Annotated in this window: 13 protein-coding genes; 6 read left to right on the top strand and 7 right to left on the bottom strand. The window is 74.7% G+C overall.

From position 1 onward, the window contains the following. Positions 1-53: 53 nt before the first annotated feature. The 3 genes from MF672_RS36255 to MF672_RS36265 all read right to left on the bottom strand — a co-directional run bounded on the left by MF672_RS36255 (position 54) and on the right by MF672_RS36265 (position 2,615). Positions 54-470 carry a CBS domain-containing protein gene (locus MF672_RS36255; RefSeq protein ID WP_242375084.1) on the bottom strand — a complete coding sequence of 139 codons (417 nt, stop codon included), beginning with the start codon at positions 468-470 and terminating at the stop codon, positions 54-56. 71 nt (positions 471-541) lie between these two features. Next, positions 542-1,945, bottom strand: coding sequence for a pyridoxal phosphate-dependent decarboxylase family protein (locus tag MF672_RS36260; protein WP_242375083.1), 1,404 nt, complete (start codon positions 1,943-1,945; stop codon positions 542-544). 46 nt (positions 1,946-1,991) lie between these two features. Next, positions 1,992-2,615 (bottom strand): helix-turn-helix domain-containing protein, encoded by a 624-nt coding sequence (locus MF672_RS36265; protein ID WP_242375082.1) that lies wholly within the window; start codon positions 2,613-2,615, stop codon positions 1,992-1,994. Positions 2,616-2,762: 147 nt separating this feature from the next. Here MF672_RS36265 and MF672_RS36270 point away from each other — a divergent pair, with 147 nt between their 5' ends. Then, entirely contained in the window at positions 2,763-3,569 is an 807-nt protein-coding gene (locus MF672_RS36270; protein ID WP_242375081.1) for a class I SAM-dependent methyltransferase, read from the top strand. Between the two features lie 73 nt (positions 3,570-3,642). Here MF672_RS36270 and MF672_RS36275 read toward each other — a convergent pair whose 3' ends face one another. Next, on the bottom strand, positions 3,643-4,158 hold the full coding sequence (locus tag MF672_RS36275; RefSeq protein WP_242375080.1) for a hypothetical protein: 516 nt from the start codon (positions 4,156-4,158) through the stop codon (positions 3,643-3,645). Between the two features lie 67 nt (positions 4,159-4,225). After that, positions 4,226-5,155 (bottom strand): hypothetical protein, encoded by a 930-nt coding sequence (locus tag MF672_RS36280; RefSeq protein WP_242375079.1) that lies wholly within the window; start codon positions 5,153-5,155, stop codon positions 4,226-4,228. A gap of 90 nt (positions 5,156-5,245) precedes the next feature. Between MF672_RS36280 and MF672_RS36285 the strand changes: the two genes are divergently transcribed. Then, positions 5,246-6,187, top strand: coding sequence for a GNAT family N-acetyltransferase (locus MF672_RS36285; RefSeq protein WP_242375078.1), 942 nt, complete (start codon positions 5,246-5,248; stop codon positions 6,185-6,187). A 36-nt stretch (positions 6,188-6,223) separates the two neighbouring features. Beyond that, a complete protein-coding gene (locus MF672_RS36290) occupies positions 6,224-7,006 on the top strand; it encodes an arylamine N-acetyltransferase family protein (RefSeq protein ID WP_242375077.1) in 783 nt (260 codons plus the stop codon). Here MF672_RS36290 and MF672_RS36295 read toward each other — a convergent pair. Both MF672_RS36295 and MF672_RS36300 read right to left on the bottom strand, forming a co-directional pair. Then, positions 6,996-7,745, bottom strand: coding sequence for a nucleotidyltransferase domain-containing protein (locus MF672_RS36295; RefSeq protein ID WP_242375076.1), 750 nt, complete (start codon positions 7,743-7,745; stop codon positions 6,996-6,998). The two genes, MF672_RS36290 and MF672_RS36295, sit on opposite strands and share 11 nt — an antisense overlap. Continuing rightward, positions 7,742-8,383, bottom strand: a complete 642-nt coding sequence (locus MF672_RS36300) for a nucleotidyltransferase domain-containing protein (protein WP_242375075.1) — start codon at positions 8,381-8,383, stop codon at positions 7,742-7,744. The genes MF672_RS36295 and MF672_RS36300 overlap by 4 nt, the downstream gene beginning before the upstream one ends. 45 nt (positions 8,384-8,428) lie before the next feature. Between MF672_RS36300 and MF672_RS36305 the strand changes: the two genes are divergently transcribed. From MF672_RS36305 to MF672_RS36315, 3 genes are all read left to right on the top strand, one after another. After that, entirely contained in the window at positions 8,429-10,321 is a 1,893-nt protein-coding gene (locus MF672_RS36305; RefSeq protein WP_242375074.1) for a propionyl-CoA synthetase, read from the top strand. A 106-nt stretch (positions 10,322-10,427) separates the two neighbouring features. Further along, the gene (locus MF672_RS36310) at positions 10,428-13,298 is read left to right on the top strand and encodes an NACHT domain-containing protein (protein ID WP_242375073.1); all 2,871 of its coding nucleotides are present in this window, start codon (positions 10,428-10,430) and stop codon (positions 13,296-13,298) included. A 106-nt stretch (positions 13,299-13,404) separates the two neighbouring features. Further along, the gene (locus tag MF672_RS36315) at positions 13,405-14,298 is read left to right on the top strand and encodes a hypothetical protein (RefSeq protein ID WP_242375072.1); all 894 of its coding nucleotides are present in this window, start codon (positions 13,405-13,407) and stop codon (positions 14,296-14,298) included. Positions 14,299-14,316: the final 18 nt, after the last annotated feature.

Genomic DNA, 14,316 nt, shown 5'->3' on the forward strand with positions numbered 1-14,316 from the left:
CACGGTAACGCGCGCCACCGACAGTTCCGCGCGGGGCGCGGGCGCGGAAGGCGTCAGCGGTTGCCCTCGGCGGCCGAGATGTCGGCGAGCGCCGAGTCCGGGTCGCGCTCCATCGCCAGGTCGCCGATGCTCACCATGCCCACCGCGCGGCCGTCCTCGACGACCGGCAGCCGGCGCACCGCGTGCGTACGCATGAGCTGGACGGCCTGCTCGATGCTGGTGTCCGGCCCGACGGCCTCCACCGAGGCGCTGCACGCCTCGCGGACCGGCGTCTGCGGGCCCTTGTCGTCGGCCACCACCCGCACCGCGATGTCGCGGTCGGTGACGATGCCCCGCATGCGCCCGTTGTCGTTGACGATGACGGCGCCCGCGTCGTTGTCGCGCATCAGCGCCGCCGCGACGGACACCGGCTGCTCGGCCTCGACCGCCGCCGGGTGTCTCGTCATCACGTCTGCCACGGTCCTCGCCATGGGAATCTCCTTCTTCGTCCGGTGATTCCCCCGGCCCCTACCCGGGCAGGGCGGGCGCTCACGCGGCCCGCTCAGAGCGCCTTGGCCGCCAGGCGGATCTCGTCCAGCAGGATCTCCAGGTCACGCTCGGTGGTGTCCGGGTGCAGGAAGCAGGCCCGCAGCGCGTCGCGGCCGCCGAGCCGGGTGCCGGTCAGGAACGCGTTCCCCCGCGCCTGCACCGCGAACGGGATCGCCCGGTTGAGCGCGTCCAGCCCCTCGGCGCGCGGCGTGTGCCGGAAGGCGGTGATCGACGTCGTCACCGGCGCCAGCAGCTCGAAGTCGGGCGCCCGCTCCACCATCGCGCCCAGCGTCCTGGCCAGGCCCGTCGTGTGCTCGACCAGGCGGACGACCCCGGACCGGCCGAGGGACGACAGCGTCGCCCACGTCTTCAGCGCCCGGAACGGGCGGGTCTGCTCCGGCCCGTACTCGGCGAACCAGCCGAGGTCGCCCGCGTTGTCGTCCACCAGGTATGACGGCACCAGGCTGAACGCGGCCCGCGCCGCCCCCGGCTCGCGCAGCAGCGCGCACCCGCAGCCGACCGGCACGCCGAGCCACTTGTGCGGGTCCAGGGCGAGCGAGTCGGCCCGCTCCAGGCCCGCGTAGTGCGGGCGGGCCTGGCCGTCGAGCACGCCGAGCGCCCCGTAAGCCCCGTCCACGTGGAACCACAGCCCGAACTCGGCCGCCACGTCCGCGATCGCGTCCAGGGGGTCGACCGCGCCGGAGTTCACGGTGCCGGCGCTGCCCGCCACGCAGAACGGCCGCAGCCCCGCCGCGACGTCCTCGGCGACCATGGCGCGCAGCGCGGCCACGTCCATCCGGTACGCCGCGTCCACCGGCACCGCGCGCACGTTCCGCGCGCCGAGGCCGAGGAGCTGGGCCGCCTTGTGCAGGCAGCTGTGGCCCTCCTCGGTGACGTACATGACCATCGGCGGGCGACCGGCCAGCCCCTCCTCGCGGGCGTCCCACCCGTCGGCGAGCGCGGCCCGCTGCCGCGCGCTGGCCAGGCAGACGATGGTGGCCATGGACGCCCCGCTGGTCAGCAGCCCGCCGCCGGGCGGGTGCGGGAACCCGGCCAGCCCGGCCAGCCACCGCACCACCGCCCGTTCCAGGTGCGGCCCGGCGTGGTCGCCGCCCGCGCAGCTCGGGTTGAGCGCGGCGGCCAGCGGCTCGACGAGCACGCCCGCCGGGTTGGGCGGGGAGTTGACCCAGCCGAAGAAGCGCGGGTGGCCGTTGCCCATGGGGTGCGGCAGCACGTGCGCGCGGACGTCGTCGAGCAGGTCGTCGAGGGGCCGCCCGTCCTCGGGCAGCTCCTGGCCGCTCAGCCAGGCGCGCTCGGCGTCGGGGACGGGCCGCCACACCGGGCCGCCGGGCACGTCCGCGAGATGGCCGGCCATGAGGGCGGCGGCCCGCTCACCGGCGGCGCGCAGGTCAGTCATCGAGCTGTTCCTTCCGTGGTTCGCACCGCGCGGGCGGTGGGTCGTGCTATGCGGATGGGGGGTGGTGGCGGGCGGTCTCGTGGCCGCCGGCGGCGCCGAGCTCCATCGCGAGGTAGTACACGCAGTCGGTGGCGCCGTCGTTGGCGTAGGCGTGCCGGCAGTCGCCCGGGTAGTAGATCGAGTCGCCGGGGTCCAGCACGTACGGCCGCCCGTTGATGGTCAGCCGCAGGCTGCCGCGCTCGACCGCCAGGTACTCGCGCGAGCCCGGCGCGTGCGGCGCGAACTCGCCCGCGTCCACGCCCGGCCCGATGGTGGTGCGCATGAACTCGAACTCCACGTCGCCGAGCACCGGCGACAGCACCCGCCGCTCCCAGCCCGAGGGGTCGCGCAGCACCCGCTGCTCGGCGTGGCGCAGCACCCGCAGCGCGCTGTGCGCCGGCTCGTCGAGCAGCCGGGCGATGGACGTGCCGAGCGCCGTGGCCAGCCGGTCGAGCACGAGCACGGTGGGCGTCTTGGCGCCCCGCTCGACCTCGGAGACCATGCTGCGGCTGATGCCGCTCAGCTCGGCCAGCCGCTCGATCGACAGCCCGCGCGCGCGGCGCTCGCCGCGGACCCGCTGCCCCAGCTCGGCCATGGACAGCCCGCTGGACAGCACCCCTTCGCCCGTCATTCCTCCACTATAGCGATGAAATGTCCGCTATGGCGGATCGGTCGCACGCACCCGCCGTCCTGCGTCTCATGATACAAGACGTTCTCTCTTGAATGGTGAGACCCGCGCTAGGCTCCAGCCATCCGAGGCGAACGAAGGAGTTCTGCGATGGACCGTCCGGCAACCGCCGTCTACACCCACGGCCACCACGAGTCGGTGCTGCGCTCGCACCGCTGGCGCACCGCCGGGAACTCGGCCGCGTACCTGCTGCCCCACCTCAAGCCGCACATGACGGTGCTGGACGTGGGCAGCGGCCCCGGCACCATCACCGCCGACCTGGCCGGCCTGGTGGCGCACGTGACGGCGGCCGAGGTCACGGCGGAGGCGCTGGAGCTGTCCCGGGCCGAGCTGGCCGCGCGCGGCGTGCGCAACGCCGACTTCGCCGTCGCCGACGCGCACGACCTGCCCTTCCCGGACGACACCTTCTGCGTGGTGCACGCCCACCAGGTGCTGCAGCACGTCGGCGACCCCGTGCGGGCGCTGCGCGAGATGCGCCGGGTCGCCAAGCCGGGCGGGTACGTCGCCGCCCGCGACAGCGACTACGCCGCCTTCGCCTGGTGGCCCCGGCTGCCCGAGCTGGACGAGTGGCTGGCGCTGTACCAGCGGGTCGCGCGGGGCAACGGCGGCGAGCCGGACGCCGGGCGCAGGCTGCTGTCGTGGGCCCGCGCCGCCGGCTTCGAGGACGTCACCCCCACCTCCTCCACCTGGTGCTTCGCCACCCCGGACGACCGGGCATGGTGGGGCGGCATGTGGGCCGAGCGCATCCTCGGCTCCGACATGGCCCGCAAGGCCCTCGCCACCGGCGCGGCCACCGAGGCCGACCTGCGCCGCATCTCCGACGGCTGGCGGGCGTGGGCGGCGGCCGAGGACGGCTGGCTGTCCGTGCTGCACGGCGAGATCATCTGCCGCGCCTAGCAGCGTGGCCGCGCGGGCGGGCCGGATGCCCAGGGCGGGTCAGACGCGCGGGTGGGTCAATTGCGCGCGCGGGTCAGAGGCCCAGGGTGCGGGCGCGCTGCCACTGCGGGTCGCGGTAGAGCACCATGTCGGTGCCCAGCATCTCGTCCGGCGCCGACAACATGGTGATCTCGCCCGCGGCCTGGAGCTGGAGCAGCAGGTCGCGGACCCGCGGCCCCACCGGCAGCCGCCCGGCGGGCAGGCCGAGCCCGGCCCGCACGGTGTCGGCGATCTCCGACAGGTGGAACGGCCCGTCGAAGCGGGCCACGATCCCGCGCACCACGCTCATCGTGATCAGGTGCTCGGCCTCGGCGTGCGCGAGCTGCCAGGTGACCTGCTCCTTGCGCCGCCCGCTGCCCGCGCACGACGTGCAGCCGCGCGTCAGGCCCGGCGCGACCTCCTCCTCGGCCGAGCCCAGGCAGGCCGAGCAGAGGTTGTTCTCGGCCGCGTGCAGCTCGGCGGTCATCCGGCCGCCCAGGATGACGCCGCAGTCGCAGGCGAACGCCTCACCGAGGATGCTGTTCTGCGGGGAGATCGTATGCTTCGTCACCGAGCCGACTTTACCGTGATCGGCGGGAGGCCGATCACGGCGCGGTCACGACGCGAGGAGGACCCGCTCAGGGACGCAGGTCCGACAGGCCGCGCAGCCGCCGCAGCGCCTTCCGCGCCGCCGCCGCGATCCGGTCGTCCGGATGATGGTCGATGAAGACCTGGAGCACCCGCCCGGTCCACGGGTGGTCGCCGAAGGCGAGGATCGCGATCGTCCCGGCCTGCTCCTCGGAGTTCATGCCCATGGCGATCGACTTGATCACCTCGTCCGGCGAGTCGCCGAACTCCAGCAGCGCCGCCGCCATGTCCACCAGCACCCAGGCGATCTCCTCCGGCACCGGCTGCCGCTGCGGGTTCGCCGTCCTGGCCGCGATCACCGCGCCCAGCTTGGGCTCCTCCAGCAGCCGCAGCAGCGCGTGCCGGCCCTCGTCGCCGAAGTCCGACGACAGCACCTCGACGCCGACCGCCCGGCTCAGCGGGCTCACCGTGCCGAGCGCCGCGGCCAGCTCGGCGATGGCCTCGCCCCGCTCGCGGCCCATCAGCCAGCCCGCCAGCTCCTCCTCGCGTTCGGCCTCGGGGTAGGAGCGCAGGCCGTGCAGCAGCTCCGATGCGTCGGCGTCGGCGAGCGACCCCATGACGGGGATCTCCTGCCCGGTGGTGTCGGCGATGATCAGCCGCGCCGCCCACAGGCCGAGCCAGCTCAGCGTGTACGGCTCCGCCGTCCGCACCAGCCCGAGCCCCGCCAGCACCTCGGGCGTCTCGCCCTTGACCGGCTCGCGCGACAGGAACAGCCGGATCAGCTCCACCAGCAGCCCCTCGTCGGCGGCCAGCCGCTCGCGGCAGTGGTCGGCCCAGGCGGCCAGCACCTCGGCGTCGCCGCCCGCCGGTTCCAGCTCCCCGGCCAGCGGGGCGGCGCGGACGGCGGCGGCCAGCGTGGCCTCGTCGGGCAGCCGGATGGGCGGCTGCAGGGGCAGCGTCTCGTCGTCGTAGGACCTCACGGGCCCATCCTCGCGCGTTCTCTGCGCTACAGTGCCCGCTGCCGCTTAAAAGTAGAAAGAATCCCTCTTTCCCCAGTTCCCGGAGGATCTGTGCGTTTTCGTCCCGCGTCGAGCGACGATCTGGACAACCTGCTCGGCTGCGTCGTCGACGAGTCCGTGAGCTGGGCCCACCCCGAACGGCTGCGGTCGTTCCTGGAGAGCGGACACTACCGCTACGACCGCATCTGGGTCGGCGAGGACGAGGACACCGGCGACCTCCTGGCCCGCGCCGTCTGGTGGGGCTTCCCGGACAGCCGGCCGCTCGCCCTCGACTGCGTCCACGTGCACCCGTCGGTGCCCGACCGGGTCGCCACCGCCGCCGAGCTGCTGGAGCACGCCCACGCCGCGTTCGGCGACCGGCCCGCCTACCACGTGTTCCTGCCCAGCGGCTGGCGCGAGGACGCCGGGGTCGCCGCCGGCCTCACCTGGCGCAAGGAGGCCGCCGCCCGCGCCGGGCTCACCGGCGAGCTGGAACGCCTGCGCTACGAGTGGACCGACGACGTGCCGGTGCCCGAGCCGTCCGGCCGCCTCGTGCTGCGCCCCGAGGACGACGACGAGGCGTTCGCCGAGGCGTTCCGGCGGGTGGCCGAGGGCACCCTCGACCACGCCACCCGGCTCGCCCTGCGCACCACGGACCCCCTGGAGCAGGCCCGCCAGGACGTCGCCGGCTACAAGGAGATGCCGGGGGACCGGTCGTGGTGGCGGCTGGCGTACTCGGCGGCCGACGGCTCGCTGGCGGGCGTCGCGCTGCCGTCGGCCAACAACGCCGGCCCCGTCGTCGGCTATCTCGGCGTGGTGCCCGAGCACCGCGGCCACGGCTACGTGGACGACCTGCTCGCCGAGATCACCCGCTTCCACGCCGAACGGGGCGAGCGCCGGGTCGTCGCCGACACCGACCTCGGCAACACGCCGATGGCCAGGGCGTTCGAGCGGGCCGGCTACCGCGTCTTCGCCGTCCGGCTCGTCCTGTCGGCGGAACAGGGCACCCCGTGACCCGCGCGGCCCGCCGCGGGCGGCATCGTTGATCACATGACTTGGGACATCGAGAAGCTCGACCTGAACGCCTACCTGGCGCGGATCCGGCACGACGGCCCGCGCGCCCCGACGGCCGCCACGCTGCGCGCCGTGCACCGGGCGCACGTCCAGGCGATCCCGTTCGAGAACCTGGACGTGGTGCTCGGCCGCGGCGTCCGCCTCGACCTCGGCAGTCTGCAGGACAAGCTGGTGACCGGCGGGCGCGGCGGTTACTGCCACGAGCACAACCTGCTGTTCGCCGCCGCGCTCGAACGGCTCGGCTTCGGCGTGACCCGCCACCTGGCCAGGATCCGGGTCGGCGGGCGGCGCCACCTGCCGCGCACGCACGCCACGCTCACCGTGCGGGCCGAGGGCCGCACCTGGCTGGCAGACGTGGGGTTCGGCGGCGACGGGCTGGTGGAGCCGATGCCGTTCGAGGACGGCGCCACGCTGGAGGCGGACGGCCGGCGCTGGCGCCTGGCCCGCGACGGCGGCTACCACGTCCTGCACGCGGGCGCCGCCGGGCAGGACGCCGAGCTGTACGCCTTCCGCCCCGGCGAGCCGTTCCTGCCGAGCGACTTCGAGGTGGCCAACTTCTACGTCGCCCACCACCCGCGGTCGCCCTTCCGCCACCACGTGCTCCTGCAGCGCGTCACCGCCGCGGGCGAGCGGCTGCGCCTGGAGGACCAGCCGCCGCCCGCGACCGCGGAGGACCTGCGGGCCCTCCTCGACGGCGCCTTCGGCATCACCGTCACCGCGGCCGACGCCGGCGCCCTGCTGCCCCTGATCACGGGCTGACGCCGCCGGCCAGGCGGGCGCGCAGCACCAGGTCGTGCAGCGCGTCCGCCGCCGTCGCCCGCTCCGGCAGCGGCGAGGCGTCGCGCGCCGCCTCCAGCTCGGCCGTCATCCGCTCCACGTCCGCCTCCAGGCCGAGGACCGACGGCGAGTGCCCGTGCTCGGCCTCGGCCTTCAGCGCCACCAGCTCCGGCAGGTACGCCGGCCCGTAGCCGTACAGCCGGGTCAGGTCGGCCACCAGCTCGCCGGTGCGCATGAGGTGGATGCCGGAGGCCAGCACCCGGAACGTGTAGAGCAGCGGCTTCAGCTCCAGTGTCCGGGTGAAGAGCCGCCATTGCGTGCGCGCGAACCCCAGGTAGTGGTGCGCGTGGTGCCGCGTCACGCACCCGGGCGCCAGCGCCGTCAGCTCCTCGTGCACCGGCGACGAGGCCACCACCAGCGGCGAGAGCACCTGCTCCAGCACGTAGCCGTTGCGGCTCAGCAGCAGCCGGCAGAACTTGGCCAGGTCGTGCGTGACCAGGTCCATCTCCACGCCGTCGCGGGTCCAGGCCCGCTCCAGCGTCTCCGGGCCGTGCCGCAGGCCCGCCACCTCCGCGACCGGCAGCACGTGCGCGCCCCGCAGGTCCACGTCGGAGTCGGCGGACGGGAAACCGTACAGGTGCGCCCCGCTGACCGTCGCGAACGCCAGCGGGTACGGCTGCTCGGCCACCACCTCGCCCAGGAAGCCCGGCAGCCCGGTCACAGGTTCTCCCTCCGCACGCCGACCAGGAACTCCTCCACCCGCGCCCGGTCCGGCTCGGCGGGCAGCACGCCGCCGGGCTCGGCGTCCAGCTCGGCCACCAGGGCGGCCCGCCAGGCGTCCACCTCGGCCCACGGCACCTCGCCCCGCCGGACCGCCAGCAGCCGCTCGCGGTGCGCCCCCACCTCGACCAGGGGCTCGCCGTGCCGCACCAGGTGCAGGCCGCTGAGCAGCAGCCGCAGCATGTGCATGGCCTGCTTCCACTTCGGCGCGGTCACGTCCAGGCGGCGGAACTGGTCGTCGGCGTACCCGGCGAAGGTGCGCCGGGCCCGCGCCGACACGAACGCCCCGCGCAGTTCGCGCAACCGCTGCCCGGCCGGGGTGACGACCTCCACGATCGGCGACCACAGCACCTCCAGCACGGTCGGGTTCGCCTCCAGCGCGAGCCGGCAGAAGCGCTCGACCTCCCAGGAGAACTGCTCGGGCAGCGGCCCGTCGCGGTGCGTGGGCGGCTTGTCCAGCCGCCAGAAGGCCGCCGTCGGCGCGGCGAACACGCCCCGCCGGTCGGTGTCGGAGGCGCCGGTGTGCAGCCCGTACGCCCGCGACCCCGTCACGACGGAAAGGATCAGGTCATCGTCCACCCGAACATCTTGCGCCATGGGGCGGGTGGCTGGTCTGATCGATAAGTGGGCGGTTATGACGAGGCTTACCGGCGAAGCATCCGGCACCCCGAGGAGTTCTGGGCCGAGGCGGCCCGCGGCATCGACTGGGACGTGCCCCCGGGCGAGGGGGCCGGCGAGGGGGCCGGCGCGATCCTCGGCGGCGACGGCCGCTGGTTCCCCGGCGCGCGGCTCAACACCTGCCACAACGCGCTCGACCGGCACGTGGCGGCGGGCCGCGGCGGGCAGCCGGCGCTGATCCACGACAGCCCGGTTACCGGCGCCGTCCGGGTCCACACCTACGAGGAGCTGCTCGGCGAGGTGGCGCGCGCCGCGGGCATGCTGCGCGACCTCGGCGTGGGCGCGGGCGACACCGTGGTGATCTACATGCCGATGGTGCCCGAGGCCGTGATCGCGATGCTGGCCTGCGCGCGGCTCGGCGCGGTGCACTCGGTGGTCTTCGGCGGGTTCGCCGCCCGCGAGCTGGCCGTGCGCATCGACCACGCCCGGCCCAAGGTCATCCTGTCCGCCTCGTGCGGCATCGAGCCGAACCGGGTGGTGGAGTACAAACCGTTGCTGGACGCGGCGCTGGAGCAGGCCGCGCACCGGCCGGAGCGGTGCGTCGTCCTGCAGCGCCCGCAGTGCCCGGCCGAGCTGCGCGAGGGCCGCGACCTCGACTGGGCCGAGACGGTGCGGGCCGCCGCGCCCGCCGCCTGCGTGAGCGTGGCCGCCACCGACCCGCTCTACGTCCTCTACACCTCCGGCACCACCGGCTCGCCCAAGGGCGTCGTGCGCGACAACGGCGGCCACGCCGTCGCGCTGCACTGGAGCATGGCCAACGTGTACGGCGCCGCGCCCGGCGAGGTCTTCTGGGCCGCCTCCGACGTCGGCTGGGTCGTCGGCCACTCCTACATCGTCTACGCCCCGCTGCTGGCCGGCTGCACGAGCGTGCTGTACGAGGGCAAGCCCGTCGGCACGCCCGACCCGGGGGCGTTCTGGCGGGTGGTGGCGACGCACGGCGTGCGGACGTTGTTCACCGCGCCGACCGCGATCCGCGCCATCAAAAAAGAGGACCCTTCGGGAAATTTCGCCAAAAAGTATGACCTGTCCCCGCTGCGGCACCTCTTCCTCGCCGGCGAACGCCTCGACCCCGACACCTACCACTGGGCCGCCGATCTGCTCGGCATCCCCGTCATCGACCACTGGTGGCAGACCGAGACCGGCTGGCCCATCGCCGCCAACTGCGTCGGCATCGAGACCCTGCCCGTCAAGCCCGGCTCCCCGACCAAGCCCGTCCCCGGCTGGGACGTGCACGTGCTGGACGCCGCCGGCGACGACTGCCCGCCCGGCGCCGAGGGCTCGGTCACGGTCAAGCTGCCGCTGCCGCCCGGCGCCCTGCCCACTCTCTACCGCGACGAGGCCCGCTTCCGCTCCTCCTACCTGGAGCGCTACCCCGGCCACTACCTCACCGGCGACGGCGGCCACCTCGACGCCGACGGCTACCTCTACGTCATGGGCCGCATCGACGACGTCATCAACGTCGCCGGGCACCGGCTGTCCACCGGCTCCATGGAGGAGGTGCTGGCCGCCCACCCCGACGTCGCCGAGTGCGCCGTGATCGGCGTGGCCGACGAGGTCAAGGGGCAGGTCCCGGTCGGCTTCGTGGTGCTCAAGGCCGGCTGCGAGCGCGACCCCGAGGAGCTGCGGCGCGAGCTGGTCGCCCTGGTGCGCGAGCGCATCGGCCCGGTCGCCGCCTTCCGCCGCGCGGTCGTGGTCGCCCGGCTGCCGAAGACCCGCTCGGGCAAGATCCTGCGCGGCACCATGCGCGACATCGCCGACGGCCGCTCGTACGCCACCCCGTCCACGATCGAGGACCCCACCGCGCTGCCGGAGATCGCCGAGGCCGTGAAAGGGCCGTGAAAGGGCCGTGAAAGGAGAGTGACCGGCGGGTGACTTCCGTCCAGGACGCCTGCGCGAACGCCGCGTACAGCGCATGATGGGACATCCCAGTCCCCAGGAGAAGGCCATGATCGAGACCCCGAGCTACGCCGACGCCCTGAGGATCCTCGGATGCAAGGACGGGCGGCTGGCCAAGGTGATCGGCTTCGCCGCCGCGGCCGAGCGCAGCGGCTGGCCGCTGGCCGGCGCCGGGCAGCTCGTGATGGGCGTCGCCGACATGCGCGCCTCCGTGGTCCGCTACGGCGAGGACGTCGTCGGCCGGCTGCCCGAGCTGCGCGGCGGCGTCGACCGGCACACCCGCACCCAGCGCCTGGCCGCCGCGCACGCCGTCATCGTGGTCTCGGCGTACTTCGAGGCGCTCGGCGAGGCCAAGCTGCCGTTCACGCTGGAACAGCTCGACCGCACCGACCGGATCTCCCGCGGCGTGCCCACCCCCGAGCGGTTCGCCCGGCTCATGGCCGCCCTCATGCTGGAGCGCCTGCCCACCCCCGAGCCGCACCTCCCGTACGGCGAGACCCGCCAGGCGGTGGAACGTGCCTACCTGCGCATGTCGGAGGCGGTGGCCGAGTACGCCGCCGGCCTGCCGGTCTGGGACGAGCTGAGCCACGACGACCAGCTCCTGCTGCCCCGGATGCTCGCCGAGGGCCCGCCCGCCCACGCCCTGCGCGGCTACGACGAGAACTACCGGTCGTTGTCGCTGGACAGCCACGAGTTCGGCGTGCGCAGCCTGGTCACCGAGCGCCCGCAGCCGGCCACGGCGCTGTCCCGGGTGGCCTGGCTGCTGGCCGAGCTGGCGCCGCCCCGCGTCGGCGACCGCCCCATGGTCCACCTGGCCAGGATGGCCGCCAACCTCCTCGACCAGCCGCTCCTGCTGGCCGGCAAGCTGCCCGAGGACGTCTACCTGCCGCTGCTCGGCGAGGGCTACCTGACGCCGCGCTGCCGGGTGGCCGAGCTGACCCGCGACGCCTCGCCCGCGCTCGACGGCTGGTGGGAGGACCAGCGGCTGCTGCCCGACACCGAGGCCTTCCTCGTCGGGCACCTCACCTCGCTGCGCGCCACCCAGGCGCCGCTGCTGGTGCTCGGCGACCCCGGCTCGGGCAAGACGAAGCTGACCGAGGTGCTGGCCGCCCGCCTGGCCCGCTCGGAGTTCCTGCCGATCCGGGTGGACCTGCAGGGCGTCCCGCCGCGCGCGGAGGTGACCGAGCAGGTCGAGCAGGCCATCGCGACCGTCCTGGAGGAGCGCGTCCCCTACGGCGACCTGGTGGAGGCGGCCGGCGGGGCGCTGCCGGTGATCCTCCTCGACGGGCTGGACGAGCTGCTGCTGGGCGGCGCGGGCCGCTACGACTACCTGGCCAGGGTGCAGGAGTTCCAGCGCCGCGAGGCCGGGCTCGGCCGGCCGGCCGTGGTCATCGTGACCAGCCGCACGGTGGTCTCCGAGCGGCTGCGCTTCCCCGAGGGGCTGCTGGCGCTGCGGCTGGAGCCGTTCGAGGACGACCAGGTGCGCCAGTGGCTGGAGATCTGGGACCAGGCCAACCGCGCCCTGCTGGCCCGCCGCGACCTCAGGCCGCTGCCCGCCGAGGCCGCGCTCGCCCACGGCGCGATGGCCCGCCGGCCGCTGCTGCTGCTCCTGCTCGCCCTCTACGACGCGGCCGGCAACGCCCTCCAGCACGACGACCCGCAGCGCGGCGGCGGCGTGCCGCTCAAGCACTCCCGGCTGTACGAGGTGCTGCTGCGCGACTTCACCGAGCGCGAGACCGGCGGCGCCCGCCGGGTGCTCATCGACCAGGAGCTGGTGCTGCTGGGCGCGGCGGCGCTGTCCATGCTGGCGCGGGGCCGGCAGATCATCACCGACGCCGCGCTCGCCCGCGACCTGCCCGCGCTGTGCCACGGCGGCGAGGACGACCCGGCCGACCCGGCCGGCCCGCCGGGCGGCGGGCCGGCTGATGACGGCGAGGACCGCACCGACTGGGCGCGCAAGGCCACCGAGCGCTTCTTCTTCGTCCGCCGCGGCGGCCACGCCTTCCTGCACGCCACCTTCGGCGAGTTCCTGGTCGCCTGGCTCGCCGTGTACGCGCTGCGCGACCTCGACCGCAGGCGCCGCCACGCCGGGGACGAGCCGCTGGCGCTGGTGCAGAGCGTCGACGACGACCTGCTCTACGCCGTCACCTCGCACTCCTGCCTGGCCGAGCGCGAGCCGATCGTCGGGTTCGTCGCCGAGCTGCTGGACGACGTGCCGGCCGGGGTGCGGGCGCGCTGCGTCGAGCAGTTGTCCGGGCTGCTGCGGCGCTCGCTGCACGAGCGCGGGCGGCGGCACTTCACCGGCTTCCGCCCGGTGCGGCACACCCTGACGCGGCGGCTGGCGGCGTACTCGGCGAACCTCGCGCTGCTCATCGTGGCCGCCGCCGACGAGCCGGTGCGGGTCTCCGCGCTGCTGCCCGGCCCCGACGCGCTGGAGCGCTGGTCCTCCTTCACCCACCTGTGGAAGGGCCAGCTCGGCGAGGAGGGATGGACCGGGCTGGTCGCCGCCCTGTCGGCGCGGCGGGTGGTCGAGGACGGCGTGGAGGACGTCATCCTCGGCGCCGAGGACCCCACCGGCATGGGGGACGCGGTCGTCGCCGTCGCCACCGGGCAGGGCCCGCGCCATCGCCGCCTGCTCGACCTGCTGCTGCGGGCGCTGGGGGAGGGGCGGGCGCTGCCGTTCCGGGACCGGGCGGCGATCCTGGAGGAGCTGGTGCGCACCGCCGCGGTCCGCTCGCCGGCGATGTACCAGGCGCTCGGCGCGTTGTGGGCGGAGGGCGGCGCCGACCACGCCCGGCTGCGGCCCCTGCTGCGCGCGATGCTCGCCGACCCCCGCGACCGGCGGGCCACCTGGGAGCTCCTGGTCAAGGCGGGCATCCCGGAGACGGCGTTGTGGGAGATCCAGCAGAGCGGCGACTGAAATCCGACGAAAGTGAAGAAAATTCGAGGCTGACACGCAAGCGGATTGTTACGTAATATCCACACACAACACGAGCTTGGGGGGCGCCAGGGTGCCAGGACAGAGCGTGGGTGTGGTGGTCGATCCGGGAGTGCCGGCCGAAGTCGCCGGGCTGTTACGGGCCAACGCCTCGCTGCTGTCCCGGGTGCGCGCCGGATGGGCGCCCCACACCGTCGCGCAGGCCCGTCACCGGCCGCGTCGCGGGCCCTCCAGCGCCCTGCTGCTGGCGGCCACGCCGGTGGTGATCGCGCTCATGGCCGTCCTGCTGGACTCCCCGCTCGCCCCGGCCGGGTTCGTGCTGCTCGGCACGTACGTCTTCGTCGTCCTGGTCAAGATCGCCTCGATGAGCGAGGCGCCCGAGGACGAGCGCCCGCACGAGCGCCACGTCTACGAGCAGGCCCGCTGGTACGACGGCCGCTACCTGCTGGGCGAGGACTTCGACCAGGAGGCGCGGCTCGTGCTGGGCCGCGCGCAGCGCGCGGTCGGCGCGGTGCTGCGCTCCCACGTCAACGCCGAGGGCCTGCTCGACGACGCCAGCAACGCCGTGATGCTGCCCGCCCAGGAGTGGGAGATCGCCCGCCTGCTGGCCAAGCTGTCGGAGCTCCGCCGCGAGCACCGCGACCTCGTGCAGCGCGGCCTCGCGCCGGAGGTCGCCCCCGTCCTGGAACCCCTCAAACGCGCCCTGGCCGCCAGCGAGGCCGCGGTCGTCGCCCGCGTCGAGGCGCTGGAACGTTACGCCGCCCGCGTCGCCGAGGCCGAGCGCGCCTACCACGCGCACGCCCAGATCGAGGAGCTGCGGGCCCGGCTGCCCCGCTACGAGGAGCTGCTGGCCGAGTCGGGCGCTGACCGCCTCGCGCTGGCGGAGATCGGCAAGCTGTCGGAGGACGCCGACACGCTGGAGCGCTCGCTGCGGCGCAGCGTGGAGTCCGCACATGAGGCCTTCCGGTATCTGGAAAGCTGACCCGCGATCCCTATGCTC

The organism is Actinomadura luzonensis (assembly GCF_022664455.2).
In the GTDB taxonomy this organism is placed as follows: domain Bacteria; phylum Actinomycetota; class Actinomycetes; order Streptosporangiales; family Streptosporangiaceae; genus Nonomuraea; species Nonomuraea luzonensis.

What these genes read in the sequence shown, in the direction of transcription:
- MF672_RS36255 (WP_242375084.1), bottom strand. Translation starts at nt 470, where the DNA reads ATGGCGAGGACCGTGGCAGACGTGATGACGAGACACCCGGCGGCGGTC.
- MF672_RS36260 (WP_242375083.1), bottom strand. Translation starts at nt 1,945, where the DNA reads ATGACTGACCTGCGCGCCGCCGGTGAGCGGGCCGCCGCCCTCATGGCC.
- MF672_RS36265 (WP_242375082.1), bottom strand. Translation starts at nt 2,615, where the DNA reads ATGACGGGCGAAGGGGTGCTGTCCAGCGGGCTGTCCATGGCCGAGCTG.
- MF672_RS36270 (WP_242375081.1), top strand. Translation starts at nt 2,763, where the DNA reads ATGGACCGTCCGGCAACCGCCGTCTACACCCACGGCCACCACGAGTCG.
- MF672_RS36290 (WP_242375077.1), top strand. Translation starts at nt 6,224, where the DNA reads ATGACTTGGGACATCGAGAAGCTCGACCTGAACGCCTACCTGGCGCGG.
- MF672_RS36310 (WP_242375073.1), top strand. Translation starts at nt 10,428, where the DNA reads ATGATCGAGACCCCGAGCTACGCCGACGCCCTGAGGATCCTCGGATGC.